Annotated in this window: 14 protein-coding genes; 12 read left to right on the top strand and 2 right to left on the bottom strand. The window is 59.4% G+C overall.

All coding sequences use genetic code 11. The features are described from left to right. Positions 1–346: 346 nt before the first annotated feature. Together BPSY_RS00325 and trxA are read right to left on the bottom strand one after the other, a co-directional pair. The gene (locus tag BPSY_RS00325; protein ID WP_081884021.1) at positions 347–1405 is read right to left on the bottom strand and encodes an aggregation-promoting factor C-terminal-like domain-containing protein; all 1059 of its coding nucleotides are present in this window, start codon (positions 1403–1405) and stop codon (positions 347–349) included. A gap of 223 nt (positions 1406–1628) precedes the next feature. After that, positions 1629–1970 carry a thioredoxin gene (gene trxA / locus BPSY_RS00330; protein ID WP_033498021.1) on the bottom strand — a complete coding sequence of 114 codons (342 nt, stop codon included), beginning with the start codon at positions 1968–1970 and terminating at the stop codon, positions 1629–1631. 296 nt (positions 1971–2266) lie between these two features. Here trxA and BPSY_RS00335 point away from each other — a divergent pair, with 296 nt between their 5' ends. From BPSY_RS00335 to BPSY_RS00390, 12 genes are all read left to right on the top strand, one after another. Beyond that, complete coding sequence (locus tag BPSY_RS00335) at positions 2267–2893, top strand: NUDIX hydrolase family protein (protein ID WP_033498023.1); 627 nt, start codon at positions 2267–2269, stop codon at positions 2891–2893. 75 nt (positions 2894–2968) lie between these two features. Further along, positions 2969–3820: an alpha/beta fold hydrolase gene (locus BPSY_RS00340; protein WP_033498025.1), complete on the top strand. Its 852-nt coding sequence runs from the start codon at positions 2969–2971 to the stop codon at positions 3818–3820. After that, positions 3817–4923 (top strand): NAD(+) diphosphatase, encoded by a 1107-nt coding sequence (gene nudC, locus BPSY_RS00345; RefSeq protein ID WP_033498027.1) that lies wholly within the window; start codon positions 3817–3819, stop codon positions 4921–4923. Before BPSY_RS00340 ends, nudC begins: the two co-directional genes overlap by 4 nt. Before the next feature lie 135 nt (positions 4924–5058). After that, the gene (locus BPSY_RS00350; protein WP_051921313.1) at positions 5059–6705 is read left to right on the top strand and encodes a L,D-transpeptidase; all 1647 of its coding nucleotides are present in this window, start codon (positions 5059–5061) and stop codon (positions 6703–6705) included. A gap of 39 nt (positions 6706–6744) precedes the next feature. Continuing rightward, on the top strand, positions 6745–7149 hold the full coding sequence (gene gcvH, locus BPSY_RS00355; protein WP_033498029.1) for a glycine cleavage system protein GcvH: 405 nt from the start codon (positions 6745–6747) through the stop codon (positions 7147–7149). Positions 7150–7170: 21 nt separating this feature from the next. After that, on the top strand, positions 7171–8358 hold the full coding sequence (locus tag BPSY_RS00360; protein WP_033498031.1) for an App1 family protein: 1188 nt from the start codon (positions 7171–7173) through the stop codon (positions 8356–8358). A gap of 119 nt (positions 8359–8477) precedes the next feature. Continuing rightward, positions 8478–10982: a S9 family peptidase gene (locus BPSY_RS00365; RefSeq protein WP_033498033.1), complete on the top strand. Its 2505-nt coding sequence runs from the start codon at positions 8478–8480 to the stop codon at positions 10980–10982. 136 nt (positions 10983–11118) lie between these two features. Further along, the gene (locus BPSY_RS00370; protein ID WP_033498035.1) at positions 11119–12165 is read left to right on the top strand and encodes a 3-isopropylmalate dehydrogenase; all 1047 of its coding nucleotides are present in this window, start codon (positions 11119–11121) and stop codon (positions 12163–12165) included. Positions 12166–12317: 152 nt separating this feature from the next. Continuing rightward, the gene (locus BPSY_RS00375; protein ID WP_051921315.1) at positions 12318–13583 is read left to right on the top strand and encodes a lipoate--protein ligase family protein; all 1266 of its coding nucleotides are present in this window, start codon (positions 12318–12320) and stop codon (positions 13581–13583) included. Positions 13584–13649: 66 nt separating this feature from the next. Further along, positions 13650–14369: a Crp/Fnr family transcriptional regulator gene (locus BPSY_RS00380; protein ID WP_100841056.1), complete on the top strand. Its 720-nt coding sequence runs from the start codon at positions 13650–13652 to the stop codon at positions 14367–14369. Positions 14370–14437: 68 nt separating this feature from the next. After that, a complete protein-coding gene (locus BPSY_RS00385; RefSeq protein ID WP_051921317.1) occupies positions 14438–16606 on the top strand; it encodes a transglycosylase domain-containing protein in 2169 nt (722 codons plus the stop codon). A gap of 475 nt (positions 16607–17081) precedes the next feature. Beyond that, positions 17082–18086: hypothetical protein (locus tag BPSY_RS00390; RefSeq protein WP_034886505.1), on the top strand; the 1005-nt coding region annotated here is incomplete at its 3' end.

Raw genomic sequence — 18086 nt, forward strand, 5'->3', positions numbered from 1 at the left:
AGCATATGCGGCGGCTGGGGATGCGAGGTGAATGATCGATCAGAGAGGTCTATGCCTCCGATGTGTGAATGATCGAAGCGGAGAAGAACCGCAATGCCGTAGGGGGCATCGTCGCAGCATACGAAGACGGGCTACCGGATGAAGCAGATGCAGGAAGGAACACTGCTGTGGCCTTCGTGCACAGTATGCCCCCACATCTGTGTTTCCACATCTGTGTTTCCGCACATGCTATGGGGATACTACCGGAATTATGAATCTGCCGCGTGTGCAAGCCGCCATCTGACATCTGATGCCAGGAATGACGGATAGCACACGCGGCAGCGCGGCGTCTGAGGAACGGTGCGGTTTAGTACCAGCCCGAGCTCTGTGAATGCGACCATGCACCGCATGGGGTGCTGTAACGGCCAGCGATGTAGCCAAGTCCCCAGGTGATCTGGGTGGCCGGGTTCGTTGCCCAATCGGCACCTGCGGAAGCCATCTTGCTGCCAGGAAGAGCCTGGGGAATGCCATAGGCACCGGATGAAGGATTGGCGGCATTGGAACGCCATCCCGATTCCTTGTTCCACAGCTGCACCAGGCAGGTGAAGTCGCTTTCGCTCCATCCACGGGCGATGACCATCTGGTGGGCGATGCTTTGGGATTCGCCGACCGGAGCGGTGCTGGATGAAACCGTGGCTGTGCTGGATGACGATGAGGATGATGACGACGATGAGCTGGATGAGGTGGAGGACGATACCGAGCCGGTGCCGATCAGCACCACCTTGTTCACAGGAGCCGTTTTGACATACGATGCGAAGACATTGCTCGAGGTGTTCTTGCCGCCGGCCACAGTCACCAGGCTTGTGGTGACCATAACCCCCACCTGGCCTTCGGTCTTCACCTTGGTGGTGCCGCTGGGCAGGCTGCTGGTCTTCTCTTCGATCGTATTGAATGCGATGTCAGACTCGGATGTCTGGATTTTCGAATCGGAACTGGAGATGGTGATCACAGTCGATTCGTCCACTTTGGTATTCAACGCCGGTGTGACGGTATCATCCGGGTTCAGGGTGATGTCGCCGGCTTCAAGAACCGATTTCACAGTGGTGAAGTTATCTCCCAGGATGATCTTCGACTTCCCGTTCACCTGCACCTTAACGTAGGAGGTGCTTGACGTGCCGTCTCCCTGACCCTGATTGAGCGCTTTGCGCACGGTATCGCGAGACACCGTGAGACCTTCGGTTTGCGTGGCGGAATATTCGGTTACCTCGCCTGCCGTCGCCTTATGGGATTCGCCGTAGAAGTCACGTGAGAACAGTCCCACGCAAACCATCATCACGATGGCTACGATCCCTGCCACCAGTCTCGTCCATTGACGCTTCGTCAGAGCCGCGAACAGTGAAACATGTTCTTTGCGGTGACTCGCCATCATTCTCCTCAGTGTTGTCCTACAGATCCTCAGCGTGACGGGTGCGCATCATTGCCTCGCGCAGCACTTACCATTCCCTCGGGTACCGCATACCCGTCGCTGGAAAAACACACAGTTCCACCATAATAACGCAAATAGCGTGGAACGCCAGTTGGGGCCCATGCCGAAAAGAGAGGAGGGACCCCAACTGGCGTTCGATATGTCGATATGCCGCGTGCGGCTATTACTTCTCGACAGGCGGTACATCCGCCTGCTTCGCCTGTTCGATCAGGTTATCCAGATCGGAGGCGCGCAAGGCACCCGCCTGCTTGAAGATGATCTGCCCGTTCTTGGTGATGAGCAGCGTGGGAACGGCCTGAATGTCCGCAGCCGTCGCCAGTTCCTGATTCTGGTCGATATCGACCTTGCCGAACACGATGTCCGGATTCTTCTCCGAGGCTTTGTCATAGATGGGGCCGAAGGCCTTGCACGGACCGCACCAGGTCGCCCAGAAATCGACGAGTACCAGCTCATTGTCTGAAACCGTGCTGTTGAAAGTCTGCGAAGTAAGCGTCTGTGTCGCCATCTGAACTCCTTGTATTGCTGTGGTGCCTCTGTCCGGCACCGCGTCTCGATATGGATTGACGGCTGTGAGTACCGTATTGCCACATAATAAAACCGTTGTCACAGAAGACTACAACTCTTGCTCCTCCCGCATTCCTATTTCCGCCTAGGCTCAGCTCTCGGCGCATATGCTTGGCGATCAGGGCCTCGCTCTTCCGCACGCACCTGCACACACGACTGCAAGGCATAAGCGATGTGATGTACGTCATGCGCGTCCCGTTACGGTCTTGTTCGATGTGTTGGGCAATAATAGGGGGTATGCCAGTGCTTAATGATGAAGTGCCAGACGACGGAGATTATGATGCCGGTCGCAGCCGCGGCGAGTTCGACAACATCACGCCTGAGGATTTTGTGCGCGGATCGGGGAGCAACCCTCCAGGCTGGCTGGGACCTGCGGATATTGACAGGGCCCGCCACCAGCTTCCCATCGCCTATGTGGAGATCGTGCCGGTGCGCACCGACGATCTGGGACGAGTGGTCCAAGTCGGCTCACTGCTCAGGATGTGCGAAGACGGTGCCATAGAGCGCACCTTGATAACGGGACGTGTACTGTTCCATGAATCCCTCCGTGAGGCCATCGCGAGGAATGTCGCCAAGGATCTTGGTGAGCTCGCCCTTCCGATGATTCCATCGAGCCTCCAGCCTTTCACGGTCGCCGAATTCTTCCCCACACCAGGGGTGTCCGAGTTCCATGACCCCCGACAGCACGCGATATCCCTGTGCTATGTGATTCCGGTTGCAGGGGACTGCAAACCGGAGGATGAGACCTTGGACGTGGAATGGGTCAGTCCGAACAGCGGAATCCTCGCCGATTTCATCAAACAGATGCCCAACGGGCACGGGAAACTGCTCCAACAGGCGTTGGCCTGGGCGGGCCTGAACTGAAATCCAGGGATACCAGCACCGGCATGCGCGCAGGCGCATGAGCCGGGTCACAGAGATGAAAAGAGCCGTGAAAGCATGAACATTCTCAATACGGTATATGCACAAGGTGAGGGAATCCCCCTGATACTGCTGCACGCATTTCCCGTCGATCATCGGATGTGGGATGAATGCGCGAGGCTTATCACCGCCAAAGCGGAGGAAAGCGGTCTTGCCCCGGTGAGCGTCTACGCGCCCGACATGCCAGGTGCGGGTGAATGCCCCGTGCCGGATGAGGCTTCAACAGGTGCGCGCGCCGATGATGGCGCATACACCGAAGCGCTTGACAATATGGCGCATGCCTTCGTCGATCTGCTCCACCAACTTGGTCACCGGCAGGCGATCTGGGTGGGGCTGTCAATGGGAGGCTACCTTGCACTCGCCATACAACGGCTGCACCCCGAAGCGGTCGCAGGCATGGCCTTGTGTGACACGAAGGCGGATGCCGACAGTCCCGAGAGCATGCGGCACCGTCTGCAGATCGCAGAGGAGTGCGAAGCGAGTGACGGTGTTGAAGCGGTCATGGGTTTCGCACAGCCCCACGAGCAGGACTCCGATATCAAGAAATCCCAACGGATCGTCGACCTGTTCACCCAGTGGATCCGCTCCCAGTCCCCACAGGGTGTGGCATGGAGGGAGCGTATGGCGGCAGGGCGCTGCGACCAGAACGATCAGCTTGCCACCATCACCACACCGGCGCTGGTGCTGAGCGGGGATCTGGATCCCTCCAGTCCTCCGGCAAGCATGCGACCGATGGCTGATGCGATGACGAAGGCGGATGTGAGGTTCGTTGAAGTCGGCAACAGCGGTCATTTCAGCGCCGTGGAACATCCTGAATCCGTGGCGAACGCCCTTGTGAACCTGGTCGAACGAGTGAGGACGGCGCAATGAGTTCCTCGGATACCTCATCGACGCTATTCTCGCCTCTGGCACTTACACAGGCACTTCCATTTCTGCCCTTGTCCCAGGCGAAAGTCGATTACCGTGTGGATCTGCGGTCTGAAGAGGGGCTCATCGACACCCTGCTGCGCAAGGCTTCAACGAGGGTGATGCTGGTCAACAAAGGGAAGGTGGCCGTGCCTCATGGGCAAGGCGACCTTGTCGACTACGAGTCGGTGCATATGCGCCTGGCCTTCCTGCCCGGAGAATATCTGAGCGGCGCCCTTGCGGAGAACCCCGGCATACTTGCCTTCTTCCTCGGACAGGAGTCCGCAGGTCCGGGACAGGTGCATGACTATATCGCAATCGACATCAGCAACGCCCATCAGGACACCCCGCTGCCGGATGCCGCACATGTGGGCGCTGACGATGCCTTCGGCCCGGAGCGTGATACGCCCGTCGCCACAGGCCTCACCATGCTGGAACGGGCCGAGCGCCAGCTGGACTGGGTGAGCCTCCGGGGATTCGCACCCCACTGCTCCGCCCTCGAAGCAGGCCTGGCGACAAGTGCGTCCACATTGAGTATGTGGCATATCTCACAAAGGCACTGCCCCAGATGCGGTGCCAGGACGCAGACGGCGCTCGCTGGCTGGGGCCAACGATGCAGCAACGCGGAGGACGGCAAGCGGGTGCTGTTCCCCAGGATCGAGCCGGCGGTGATCACCGCGACCGTCGATTCCCGCGACCGTTTGCTGCTCCAGCACAACACTGCGTGGGCGGAACACTTCTACTCGGTATCCGCGGGTTTCGTCGAGGCGGGGGAGAATCTGGAGCACGCGGCCAGGCGTGAATCCGCCGAGGAAACCGGCATTATCATTGGTGATCTGAAGTATCTGGGCTCCCAGCCATGGCCCTTCCCCTCCTCATTGATGGTGGCTTTCAAAGGGCAGGCCCTGGGCACCCGGATCGAGGTGGACGGCGAGGAGACGGAGGATGCCGTATGGGTCACCCGCGAGGAATATATGCATGCCCTGGCAAGCGAAAGCATGCTTGCACCGGGGAAGGCGACCATAGCGAGATACATGATCGAGGAGTGGCTCGGTCATGAGATCTGATTGACCACGCGTGAACGAATCGTGAACGATGCGTGTATGTACTGGTCGGGAATCGCGTGGCAGACGCTTGCAGCGCAGTCGATATGGCATGGTAATCGCGTATAGTATGGACGGTCAACTGAGGAAAGGTTGCTTATGTCCGACGGCAAGCATTCGGATGATGAAACGTCATCATTGTTCCCCAACGGGGAAAACCGAGATTTCACTGTGAGCCACACCGATGCCGGTGAGCCCACCGTGCAATTCGTACCGTTGCGCGCCTCGGACTGGCAGGATTCCGCAGATGAGAACGAGCTTGGACAGGATGCCGGATTCGCGGCCCTGTCACCGAATCGCAAGCGTGGGCACAAGGGGCTGATCGTCACAGTGGCCTTGCTGCTGCTGTTGGCAGCGGCCGCAGTCGGCGCTTTCTTCGCGGCGCAGTCGTATTTCAGCGACAAGGCGGCTCCTGGCGTGGACTTCGCAGGTCAGAGCGTCACCGGGCAGGACGAGGCCGCGTTGACGAAGACCGTCAACGCCGCATACGACTCCTCAACGGTCTCCATCAAGGATTCAAGCGGCAAGACGCTCACCGCGACATTGAAGGATCTGGGCGTGAGCGTGGATACGAAAACCACCGTCCAACAGCTGCTGAGCGCGAAATCCTCGGATGCCATCGGCCATCTCAACCCTCTCAGCACGACTTCGGTCCCCCTCACCTTGAAGACGGATGAGGCGAAGATGACCGACTTCCTCACCGACAAACTTGTGGACAGCGATCAGCAGGCCCATGCGGCAACGGTCAGCTATGACGCCGCCAGCAAGAGCTTCGTCGCCAAGGCGGGTTCTGATGGCCAGACTCCGCAGATCTCGACGGTCAAAGCGGCCGTCAGCAAGCTCAGCGATGATCCGGGCACAACGGTGCAGGCAAGTGTGACCTACAGCGATGTCGCTGCTCCGATCACCGAGCAGACCGCCCAGGAGGCCGCAGCAAGCGGCAACCAGCGGCTATCCCAGGCAATCACCATCGAAAGCGGTGAAGGCAAGACACTGAGCATTCCGGCAACGGAAGTGGCGAAATGGATCAGCTACTCGAGCGATCTGGACAAGGGCACGATGACGCTGGTCTACGATCAGGACGCCATCAAAAGCTATCTGAGTGACAACCTGGCCAAAGCCCTCAATCAGGATGTGGTCAATGAGGAGAACGTCAAGAACACCCAGGGGACCGTGCTCACGGTGACGACGAAAGGCGTTGTGGGAGTCGCCGTCAAGGACACCGACACCACCGCCGCGGAGGTTGTGAAGAGCCTCGTTGCAGGGCAGGGCGGCACCATCAAGGCACAGTCGGACGTGACCAAATACAGCACAAGCTCGAAAGTGGCACGCTATGACGTCGCCAATGGCGATCTGTGGATCCAGGTCGACCGTTCGAAGCAGGTGGTCACCGTCTACAAAGGCACGACCGTCGTCAAGACCTTCAATGTGGTGACCGGCAAGAACGGGGATCGCGAATCTGATCCGGGCACCTTCTTCATCAACATCAAGTACGAGACACAGGATATGCGCGGGGCCGACTACCTCAGCAAAGGCGTGAAGTGGATCAGCTACTACAACGGAGGCGAAGGCTTCCACGCGGCTCCCTGGAATCTGACGGGCATCGCGAAAGGCGATCCCGTGAACTACGGTTCGCACGGCTGCATCAACATGATCCCATCCGATGCCGAGTGGATATACAAGAACGCTCCTGTCGGGACGATGGTCAAGGTCATAGGTGCGCAGCCGACCGCCGCTGTTCGCTGAGGGGCCAGCGCTGTAAGCACATGAAGGTATTCTGGGGTCATGAGCGATAACGAGAGCAAGCAGAGCCCGAGTCTGGACGTTCCTGAGCACCTGGAATACTCGCAGGACCATGTGTGGGTGGATACCTCCTCCTCGCCGGCGGTCATCGGCATAACCGAATACGCGGCTTCAGAACTCGGCGACCTGGTCTTTCTGGATCTGCCGGAGACGGGCGGTCGTGTCGAGGCCGGTGACGAAATCGTCGAACTGGAATCCTCGAAGGCCGTTGAACCCCTGGTCTCCCCGGTTTCGGGAACCATCTCCTATGTGAACCGCGACGCTGCCGATGATCCAAGTGTCATCAACAACGACCCCTATGGGGAGGGCTGGATCCTGAAGGTGGAACTTGACGACGATGAACCCGAGTTGCTGAGCGCTGAGGATTACGGCAAAATCATCCACTGATCGCAGGTGGATGGGAGCAGCATGGACCAACGCAACAAGACCACGATTCGGGCCCGCAGGGCGACGACCTCATTCGACACGGCATCTCCGCGTGAACGGATCGAAGGCAAGCCCTTGCTGATCCGGACCGCGCGGCGTGGCGTGACGGGCGCCTTCAATTTCTGGATATTCGTCTCCAAACTGATCACGCATCGTCTGCGCTGGTATCCCATCGTCGAGCCTTATGTGGGGTATGGCACGCCTGATTACTCCAGATTGATATGCAGGACCACACTCTCACCTGAACGCGGACGTTCGGGCCTTGCGGTCAGGGGAATACGCAGCGCATTCAAAGTGCCGGCATCCAGGACGCAGGTCAAAATCAGTATCGACGGCACCCGTTTGCGCACCGTGCAGGTCGGCAGCTCGGAGGTCTACGACCAGCCTGACCGTGGACGCGAGCAAAGCGATGAATTCGCGCTTTCCGATTCGAGCGGCTACCTGGATCTGGTGGCCGAGCACCATCTGAGTCCAGGCCAGCACGAGGTGTCCTACCAGGTCAGCCGGCGGGCCCCCGTCACCGCGCCGTTGTACATCTATCCATCCTCCACTCCCTTGGGAGTGATTTCGGATATCGACGACACCATCCTGGTGACCCAGGTGCCTTCGTTGTGGCGTGCCGCCTACAACATGCTGCTCCTCAACCCCAAGAAGCGCGTTTCCGTCCCCGGGATGAGCGTGCTGTACAACAAGATCCGTGACCTGTATCCCCATGCACCCTTCTTCTACCTGTCGACCTCGCCTTGGAATGTGGAGAGCTCGATACGGCATTTCATCAACTATCACGGTTTCCCCGAGGGGCCGCTGCTGCTGCGCGACCTTGATCCGAGACCCAAGGATTTCATTCCCACAGGAGTGGAGCACAAGTTGGAGTTCGTCGATCAGTTGATGGCGGACTTCCCCAATATGAAGTTCCTGCTGCTCGGCGATGACGGGCAGAAGGATCCGACGACCTACGCCACGGTCGCTCGTCGGTATCCGGGGCGGATCATGGCGATAGGCATCCGACAACTGAGCCCACGTGAGTCAATCGGAGCCGTGGCCGGAATCACCGCGACCCAACCCATGCCGGTCACCGATGTACCGGTCTTCTACGGCACCACGGGATCGAATCTGATGAATACGATGCTGCCTTTCCTGGCGGCCTCGCAGGGCTCCCGCCATCGCTGAGCGGGGTCGCCCCTGGGCGTGCACTCGCCGGGGATGCCGCTGCAGCTTTCTCGACGGCGGCACTTGCGTCGCCAGCGCAATCGTTCCGTCGCTCCACAGCAATTCCTATAATCGCTGACATGACAACAACAAGCAGCGGCGAAGGGGCGGCCGCATCGATCGGCACTCCTTCTGATGCGCATCCTCCCGTGGCAGCCCGCATTTCGACCAAACGTGAAGTCGCGGGGGTGGAGTTCGACGATCCGTACGAGTGGATCAGGGATAAGGACTCCGAACGCACCCAACGGTATGTGGCCGGGCAGAACGAATACTTCGAGGCTCGCACCAAACATCTGGAAGGCCTGAAGCACACGCTCTTCGAAGAGCTGAAATCGCATATCAAGGAGACGGATATGTCGGTGCCGGTCCGTCTTCACGGATTCTGGTATTACACCCGCATATACGAAGGGCAGCAATACGCCATCCAGTGCAGGCTGCCGGTCGTCGACGAGGGGAATTGGGAGCCGCCGAGCGTGCAGACCGCGGATAATGCGCCGCTCGCAGGCGAGGAAGTGGTCTTCGACGCCAACAAGGAGTCACAAGGGCATGACTTCTTCCGCGTCGGGGGCATGGATCTCAGTGATGATGGGCGATGGCTCCTCTACGGTACGGATACCAGCGGGAATGAACGCTACGATATGCGCATCCGTGATCTCAGGGCAGAGGGTGAGGGTGGAGCCGCCGACCTGCCCGAGGTGATCGAACAGGTTTCCGCCGGAGGGATGATCACACCCGACGGCAGATGGGTCTTCTACACCAAGCTTGATGATTCGTGGCGTCCATACAGTGTGTGGAGGCATAAGGTCGGTAGCGATTCCTCCACCGACGTCGAAGTCTGGACCGAATCCGATGAACGTTTCTGGGTCGGCGTGGGCATGAGCTTCGATGAATGCCGCATCGTCATCACCACAGGATCGAAAACCACGACGGAGGTGCTGACACTCCCTGCCGATGATCCAACCGGATCCTTCGAGGTCTTCGTCCCCAGACGCGAGGGTGTGGAGTATGACGTGAGCTTCTCACGCTTCGAGGGCGCCGGCCCCGACGGCGAGGATATACCGCTGGCGCTGACGTACCACAATGTCAGCAACCCCAACTTCCAGGTCAATGTGATTGATATGCGCACCCATCAGGCGCCTTACGAGCTCACGGAAGGTGTGTGCGTGGTGGCGGGCAGCCCCGCCGGCTGCGAGCCGGTGCCGGGCGCTCAGAGCACATCCGATGCGGGTCTGCCGATTGATGAGCCATATGATGATCCCGCGAATCCTGCCGTGCTTCAGGGTGCGCGAGGGCTTGGTATCGAGGGGCTGTCGATACACCGGCACTTCATCACGCTGAGCTATCGCGCGGACAGTCTGCCGCGTCTGGCCGTGATGACGACGGATGAGGCGGCGAGGAATTTCATTGCGGGGGAGCCCTGGAATTTCCGTGAATTGAGCGCTGCGGCCCTGGGCGAGCGGGCGTCAACGGCGATGTTCTCCATCGGTGCGGGGGGCAATCCCTCATACGAGACGCCACGGATGCGCTACAGCCTCAGCAGCTATACGAATCCGGCACAGCTGCGCGAATTCGATCCGCGCAGTGGCGGTGATGTTCTGCTCAAGGAGGCGGAGGTCCCCGGGGATTTCGACCCACGTCACTATGCGGAGCGCAGGGTGTGGGCGCGTGGGCGTGACGGGCAACGTGTGCCTGTTTCACTGGTCTGGCGCGAAGGTATGGTGCCAAGCCTGGACGCCGACGAGGCGCGTGGCCTGACGGATCAGGATATAGTGCCTCGTGCCGGACTCGGGGAGGATGATCGAGGGGATTCACCTCGATCCAGTGGCGCGGGGGCCTTCGAGCCCTCACCCATGTTCATCACCGGCTATGGCGCATATGAATGCAGTTCCGATCCCTTCTTCTCTCCTGCGAGGCTCAGCATGCTCGACCGCGGAGTCATCTATGCCGTTGCCCACGTACGAGGTGGGGGCGAGATGGGGCGCGCCTGGTATGAGCAGGGTCGCAGGCTGAACAAGAAGCACACCTTCGAGGATTTCGTGGATGCCACGGCGGCCTTGCAGCAGGCCGGGATCGCCGACCCCGGGCGTACCGTCGCCAACGGGGGATCCGCAGGAGGCCTCTTGATGGGTGCGATCGCGAATATGGCGCCGGAACTCTACGCGGGTATCGAGGCGGATGTGCCCTTTGTAGATGCGCTCACTTCGATTCTCGACCCGAGCCTTCCCCTGACGGTAACCGAGTGGGATGAATGGGGGGATCCTCTGCACAACAGAGAGGTCTATGAGTACATGAAGTCCTATACCCCGTATGAGAATGTGCCCGATGCCCAGAGCCGCATACGTGCGAGCGGTGACGCGCATTTCCCCAAGATCATGGCGACGACTTCGATGAATGACACCAGGGTGCTGTATGTCGAACCACTCAAATGGATCGCCCGTTTGCAGGAGGCCGAGGTCGGGGCGGATGCCATCGTCAAAATCGAGGTGGAGGCCGGTCACGGCGGTGCCAGCGGGAGATACAAGCAGTGGGAGGAGCTGGCTCTGGAAAATGCGTGGTGCCTGAGTGTGATGGGGATAGCGGGCTAATGGCGTGATCCTTTCGGGAACGTGGGGCGACGGTCCATGACTCGGGTCCGTCCGGGCGATGATGCTGTCCAGTTTTGTGTCCAACTGACGGAATACCGGACATTGGGTGCGGAAGCTCTGCATATCCTCATGAACTATGAGTGAGAACACAGCACAACGCACATATCGCATCGCGGTCATCCCCGGCGATGGCATCGGCAAGGAAATCGTCCCCCACGCACAGGCGGCTTTGGAGAAGGCGACGGAGGGTCTGGCGGAGTTCGTATACGAGGACTTCGACCTGGGCGCCGAGCGTTATCTGCGTGACGGTTCGATCCTGCCCGACGAGGATCTGGAGCGCATCAAACAACAGGACGCCATACTGCTCGGAGCGGTTGGCGACCCCCGTGTGAAGCCCGGGGTGCTTGAGCGCGGGCTGCTGCTCAAATTGCGCTTCACCCTCGACCAGTATGTCAATCTGCGTCCTTCCAAGCTGTACAAGGGCGTGACCTCCCCTCTGGCGAATCCGGGAAGCATCGATTTCGTGGTGGTGCGGGAAGGCACCGAAGGTCTGTATGTGGGTGCAGGCGGCGCCATACGTCGCGGGACCCCCCAGGAGGTGGCCACCGAGGTTTCACTGAATACCGCCTTCGGGGCCGAACGCGTCATCCGTTACGCCTTCGAGCTGGCGATGAAGCGCCGCAAGCACATCACCTTGGTGCATAAGAAGAACGTGCTCACCAATGCCGGTGATATGTGGCAGCGTTTGGTCGATGCCGTGGGTGAGGAATACCCCGAAGTCACGCATGACTACCAGCACATCGATGCGGCGACGATCTTCATCGTCACCGATCCGGGACGCTTCGACGTGATCCTCACGGACAATCTCTTCGGCGACATCCTCACCGATGAGGCGGGAGCCGTGGTGGGTGGCGTCGGATATTCGGCATCAGGCAATATCAACGCTTCGCATGAATACCCCTCCATGTTTGAACCGATCCATGGATCGGCCCCGGACATCGCAGGCCAGGGCATCGCGAATCCCACAGCGGCGATACTGTCCTCCGCGATGCTGCTGCGGCATCTCGGCCTGGATGAGGCCGCGGACCGCATCGAGCGTGCCGTGGAAGCCGATATCGCCGAACAGGGGTCGAGCAGACGCAATACCGAGCAGGTGAGCGCGGATATCCTGGCCCGCTTGTAGCGCATCACCGATTCGGACATCACTTCGCTCGGGCCATGGCTTCACCGCTGCGCACCGTCGGATGAGACGCCTCTCTCCTCGGGTCTTCGTAGAGTATGCCCTAGAGGCAGGCATGCCTTGTATGCCTGGTTCACAGAGAGGATTGACCACATATGAGCGATGGTGATATGGCGATCAGGCGGGGTCGTGGGGAATGCAAGATGCAGGGGGGCAAACTCGTTGCTGCCAGCGTTCAGCTGCATGGATCACAGGTGATCCGATGCGTGCTCGACGGTGATTTTTTCGCCGAAGGCAATCTGGATAGCCCACAGGTGGTCGATGCCGTCCAAGGCTTCCTTGGTGAATGCGAACTGCCTGTTAGCGAGGCGGATGCCCTTGCAGGGGTGAGCCGCATTCTTGGCGAGTATCCAGCATCGTCGCTTATCGGCGCCACGCCCGAGACCATCGTTACCGCCTTCCACAGAGCGGTCACTGCGGCGACATCGCAGGGATCGGTACAGGATCCGAAGGTCATCGGGGATGGCGGCACGGAGACACCACGCCATGAGGCATCCCAACGTCATACCGATGTAGTGCCACACCTTCCTGACGGTCCGCAGGTCTCGGAGGAACTGTTGACGGATTTCCGCGGCCGCTGGCAGAAGCTGCCGGTGACCGTCGTGCATGATGAGCCGCTGATGCCATCCATGCAGATGGCATGCGACCATGCGATCGCCCAGGCCGTCGCGCAGGGCGATTGCGGTGCCATGATCCGCGTCTGGGAGTGGGCCGCCTCGACGGTGGTGATCGGACGCTTCCAGTCCATCGGACATCAGGTGGATGTGGAGGAGGCGCGGCGCGAAGGGGTAAGCGTGGTGCGCAGGGTCACCGGCGGGGGAGCGATGTTCGTCGAACCGTCGAACACCATCACCTACTCCCTGTATGCCCCACTGAGCCTGGTGGAGGGGATGACCATAGAGGAATCCTACCGCTGCTGTGACGACTGGATACTTGCGGCCCTGCAGGAGATCGGCATCGATGCCCGATATGAGCCCATCAACGACATCTCCTCATCGGCAGGGAAGATCGGCGGCGCGGCGCAACGCCGTTACGCGCCGAAACAGGGTGGTCCGGGGGCGGTCCTGCACCATGTGACGATGTCATACGACATCGATGCCCAGAAAATGACCCGAATTCTGAAAGTATCCAGGGAAAAAATGAAATACAAGGCCGTCCAGTCGGCGGTCAAGCGTGTGGATCCGCTGCGCTCCCAATCAGGACTAGGGCGGGAGGCGATTATCGGCAGCTTGATCGACCACCTGCTGCGCACCATGAGAGGGGCGCGCATGGGTGGAATCCCTGCGGAAATACGGCAGGAGGCGGCGAAAATGGACGAGGGACGCTTCTCGACAACCCAGTGGACATACGGGATCGCCTGAAAACGAGTTACAATCGAGCAGACGTTATCAGGTCGAGGACGACCAGAGGCCCGGCAGGAAGGTGGAGTGATCATTCGCAAGCCCAATGAGATTCCCGAACCCGGAAACGCTTTGCTTCAAACCGCATTGTTCAATCAGGTCTCCCCTCAGGAAGCGGACCTGTTGCTGCCGCACCTCAAATATGCCGTTGCAGGCAAGGGCGACAGCATATTCCGAGAAGGCGATACCGACCATCGTATGTATCTTCTGCAGGATGGCCGGGTCAAGCTGATTCGTCAGGCTTCGGATCACAGGGTGCAGCTGCTGAGCATCCACGGTCGCGGCGAGGTGCTTGGGGAGATCCCGGTTTTCGACCCCAACGGCGGCCCGCGCACGGCCACCGCTGTGGCGATGACGAACCACACCACGGTGGCGGTGCTTGAGCATGAGGATCTTTTCACATGGTTGAATGATCATCCGCGCGTGGCCGTGGACATGCTCCAGGTCCTTGCGAATCGCATGCGCAGCAATAATGAGCGCATTTCCGACCTGGTGTTCATGGATGTGCCCGCACGTTTGGCGAAAACCCTGCTGAGTCTGGCGATGAGGTTCGGCGAGCCGATCGAGGCCGGTCTGATGGTACCGCACGATCTGACGCAGGAGGAGCTTGCGCAACTGGTCGGATCATCGCGGGAGACCGTGAACAAGGCGCTGATGGACTTCTCGAATCGTGGTTGGATCTCACGAAAAGGGCGTTCAATCATCATCTACCAGCCCGGAATGCTGATACGTCGTTCGCGCAGGTAGTGTGCATATTGCCACAGAAACGGATTCTTTCAGCTTCTTAGTAGGCAGCCGGTTTTAGAATAAGCATCATGCCGAAGAACCAGCCTATGACCGTTAGACGCTTTTTCACCTTTGTACTTGCATACATCATCTTTTGTACGGCGGGAGGGGTCGTCGCGTCAGGCTTCCTGCTGCCCGCCGTATTCGGCCTCAACGCGGCGGCGAAGTCGCTGATGCCGTCGCTTGAAGCGCAGGGCATCGATTTCGACGTCACCGACCTTCCACAGCAGTCACGCATCTATGCCTCGGATGGCAAAACGGTCATCGCGACCTTCTACGCGCAGAACCGCATCGTCGTGCCCCTCAGTGAAGTGTCGGACTACATGCAGAAAGCGGTGGTCGCACGTGAGGATCGACGGTTCTTCGAACACGCCGGTGTCGATATCCAGGGTGTGTTCAGGGCCTTCGTGGAAACCTATGTGAAGAAGGGCGATACGCAGGGTGGTTCTTCCCTGACGCAGCAGTATGTCAAGAACGTCCTGATGAGCGAGGCCGAAGAGGATGACGATCCCATCGCGGTCTACCATGCGCAGGAGGAGACCGTCGCCCGCAAGATGCGCGAGATGCTGATCGCGGTGCAGATGGAGAAGAAGTACACGAAGGCCGAGATTCTGCAGGGGTATCTGAATATCGCGCAGTTCGGCAACGGCATCTACGGTGTGGAGACCGCGGCGCAGCGCTTCTTCAACAAAAGCGCAAAGGATCTGAATGTCGTCGAGTCCGCGACGATCGCGGCGATTACCAAGAACCCCACGGGCTATGATCCGACCTCGAATCCCAAAGAGTCCCAGGAGCAGCGCAATATCGTGCTGGATCTGATGTACCAGCAGGGTTACATCACCAAGAAGCAGCGCGACGAGGCCAAGGCGACGCCGATCGCCTCCACGTTGCATGTGCAGAGTGTCGCCGCAGGCTGCCAGGCATCCGGTGACGCCGCCTACTTCTGCGATTACGTGACCAAGCAGATCCTCAACTCCTCGGAGTTCGGCAAGACCCAGGCCGCACGCGACAAGTTGCTGAAGGAGGGCGGTCTGGAGATCTATTCGACGATGGATGTCAAGGCCAACAGCGACGCGATGAAAGCGGCCCGCGCCACGATACCCGTTGATGATCCGACCGGCTTCGAGGTGACGATAGCGGCCATCAAACCCGGTACCGGTGAGGTACTGGGCTTCGGCATCAACAGAACCTATGATGCCACCCAGGATTCTGGTGGCGGCACCAAGACGGCGATCAACTATGCGGTGGATGAAGCGGATGGCGGCGGTTGGGGATTCCAGGTCGGTTCGACGTGGAAACCCATCAACCTCGCGGCGTGGATGGCCGCAGGCAAATCCATCAACCAGTCGCTCACCACCTCGACTTCCTACAGTCTGAGCTCCTTCCCCGACTACACGGGAACGGGGACGTGGAATGTCCAGAATTCGGGTGGCGGTACGACATCGCCGGAATCTCCGTTGTTGGGCCTGATCCGCTCGCATAACACGACCCAGGCCTCGATGGCGCAGATCATCGGCTTGAAGCAGATCGCCAATACGGCCAAGGCGATGGGCTACCATAACTCGCCTGAAGGGCAGGAGGACATCTTCTCCTCGAACTCCTTCAACCCCCCGATGGTTATCGGAACGGTTCAGGCATCACCGTTGACGATGGCGAATGTGTATGCGACGATCGCCGCAAACGGTGTGGAATGCACCCCGATCGCGCTCAAGAAGGTGGTGGACAAGGACGGCAAGCAGCTCAAGGTGCCATCGGCGAACTGCCACCAGGCCATTGATTCGGGCATCGCGCAGACCGTGGCGTATGCGATGAACCAGGGCGTTGTGCAGAGCGACGGCGAGGCGAAGACGACCCAGTTGGATGGAGGGCGCAAAACCTTCGCCAAGACGGGTACCAATGAGGATACGTACATGCTTACCGGAGGCTTCGTGCCTTCCGTGGCCGCTTATGTGGCGGTGGGCAACGCCGAATCCCAGGTGTCCTTCAACAACAAGACCATCAACGGGGTCTACCACAGCACTTGGTATGGTGCGTATATCGCAACACCGGCGTGGAAGACCTTCATGAACAGTTATCTTGCGGATACCAATACGCCCATAGACAATAACTACGGCAACGCCGATGCGAAGTACACGGGTGCGGCGACCACATCGTCAAGCAGCTCGTCCAGCTCGTCATCGAGCACGACAGGGCAGTAATCCACGGTATTCGCGTAGCGAACACGATCCCGCTCTGATACCCCACGACCCAGGCCGCCAACACGGCCTGGGTCGTGGGCATATTCAGCGACCCGCCCGAAAGGGCTCTGGTCGGTATGGGCATATGAATAACGGGATCCCAGCGATCGTCAACGAGATCGACAGCTGCTCGATGTGTATCCTCGACCGTCGAACCCCAGCCGAAACGCGGTAAGACGAATCGCTGTAAACCCGCCGACAAGGGTGTTGTGCCGGAAGCAGGCGGAGGATTCACAAAGCAAAAACATACCTATAGTATGATATTGCACATCATGTTCATTGTGTGTCCCCTTCGTTATTGCTGATCCCGGTGGGGGTGCCGTTTCTCAGAGATGGTGGTGCTCTCATGGCGTGGTTGCGTGGATATTTGTCTTCTTGTCAGACCGTCCCGGGTGCGGGTGCCAGTGCAAGGGTGGTGGGGGAGTCTGGCCGGCGTATGTCGAAGAGGGGATTACCGGCCCTCGTCGCATTCGGTCTGGTCCTGTTCATGCTTGTGGCCCAGATGGTGGTGCCGGTGGAACGGGCCTCTGCCGCTCCTGTTGATCTGGGGCCTGATGGGTATTTCAGCACGCTGGGCGCGGGTGCGCTTCCGGTGGTGGATAAGGATAACGAGACACCCGGGATACCTCAAGACGGTTGGGCCAATACGCGTCGGATCGTGTTCGGCAAGCAGGGGAGCACGGGCACCTATGGTGGTGCGTCGGTGTCCGGCGGGTACAGGACTTTGGCTAAGGGTGCGGTGGCGAGTGTGCCGGATGCGAATGCCTTCAGCCAGTACGGTAATCAGGCGTATTTGAAGTCCGCGACGACATCGGTTGCGGCGAATGAAGCCTTGCTCTGGGCCGATAACACGGTGACCGCCGATTTTCGTTTTGACACGAATGCTACGTATAGTAATTCCTTTGACAGTGCGACGGGTTCGTACCAATCGAATCTGGCGACGGTGTCGGATGCGGTGGGTTCTGCGAATTACTCCACGTTTGAGCAGTCCTTGATGCGTGCTGCTCCGGTGGAGGGTGTGTGCACTGCCGCCCAGGCTGTGGGGTGCGGTTCCGGGAGTTATACGCAGCAGTCTGATTCGGTGAACGATTACAGAGTGTTTCCCTTGTCTGGTGGTGATTTGAACCGGTTTGCTGGCACTACGAGTGGGGGAGTGTCGTCGGATGGGAATCTTGCCTGTTCCGCGAATACTTGCGCCAATGGTGCTTCTGGCTCTTGGCTGCGTTCTGCTTATTGGCTCTACGCGAACCGCGCGTTCTACGCGTCTCGCAACGGTCTCCCGAGCAATAACAGTACGATCGGCACCGGTCTCGGGTTGCGTCCTGCTGTTCGTCTGAGTCTTGAACATCTGCTGCTGTCGGCGGATAGTGGCGATCAGAGTCAGAATATGTCGGGTGATTTGCGGTTGACATTTGCGGAGCTTGGCAAGCAGTTGAGCTCG

The sequence above is a fragment of the Bifidobacterium psychraerophilum genome, assembly GCF_000741705.1.
Classification (GTDB): domain Bacteria; phylum Actinomycetota; class Actinomycetes; order Actinomycetales; family Bifidobacteriaceae; genus Bombiscardovia; species Bombiscardovia psychraerophila.

What these genes read in the sequence shown, in the direction of transcription:
- trxA (WP_033498021.1), bottom strand. Translation starts at nt 1,970, where the DNA reads ATGGCGACACAGACGCTTACTTCGCAGACTTTCAACAGCACGGTTTCA.
- BPSY_RS00360 (WP_033498031.1), top strand. Translation starts at nt 7,171, where the DNA reads ATGGACCAACGCAACAAGACCACGATTCGGGCCCGCAGGGCGACGACC.
- BPSY_RS00375 (WP_051921315.1), top strand. Translation starts at nt 12,318, where the DNA reads ATGAGCGATGGTGATATGGCGATCAGGCGGGGTCGTGGGGAATGCAAG.
- BPSY_RS00325 (WP_081884021.1), bottom strand. Translation starts at nt 1,405, where the DNA reads ATGGCGAGTCACCGCAAAGAACATGTTTCACTGTTCGCGGCTCTGACG.
- gcvH (WP_033498029.1), top strand. Translation starts at nt 6,745, where the DNA reads ATGAGCGATAACGAGAGCAAGCAGAGCCCGAGTCTGGACGTTCCTGAG.
- BPSY_RS00370 (WP_033498035.1), top strand. Translation starts at nt 11,119, where the DNA reads ATGAGTGAGAACACAGCACAACGCACATATCGCATCGCGGTCATCCCC.
- nudC (WP_033498027.1), top strand. Translation starts at nt 3,817, where the DNA reads ATGAGTTCCTCGGATACCTCATCGACGCTATTCTCGCCTCTGGCACTT.
- BPSY_RS00350 (WP_051921313.1), top strand. Translation starts at nt 5,059, where the DNA reads ATGTCCGACGGCAAGCATTCGGATGATGAAACGTCATCATTGTTCCCC.
- BPSY_RS00335 (WP_033498023.1), top strand. Translation starts at nt 2,267, where the DNA reads ATGCCAGTGCTTAATGATGAAGTGCCAGACGACGGAGATTATGATGCC.
- BPSY_RS00365 (WP_033498033.1), top strand. Translation starts at nt 8,478, where the DNA reads ATGACAACAACAAGCAGCGGCGAAGGGGCGGCCGCATCGATCGGCACT.
- BPSY_RS00340 (WP_033498025.1), top strand. Translation starts at nt 2,969, where the DNA reads ATGAACATTCTCAATACGGTATATGCACAAGGTGAGGGAATCCCCCTG.
- BPSY_RS00385 (WP_051921317.1), top strand. Translation starts at nt 14,438, where the DNA reads ATGCCGAAGAACCAGCCTATGACCGTTAGACGCTTTTTCACCTTTGTA.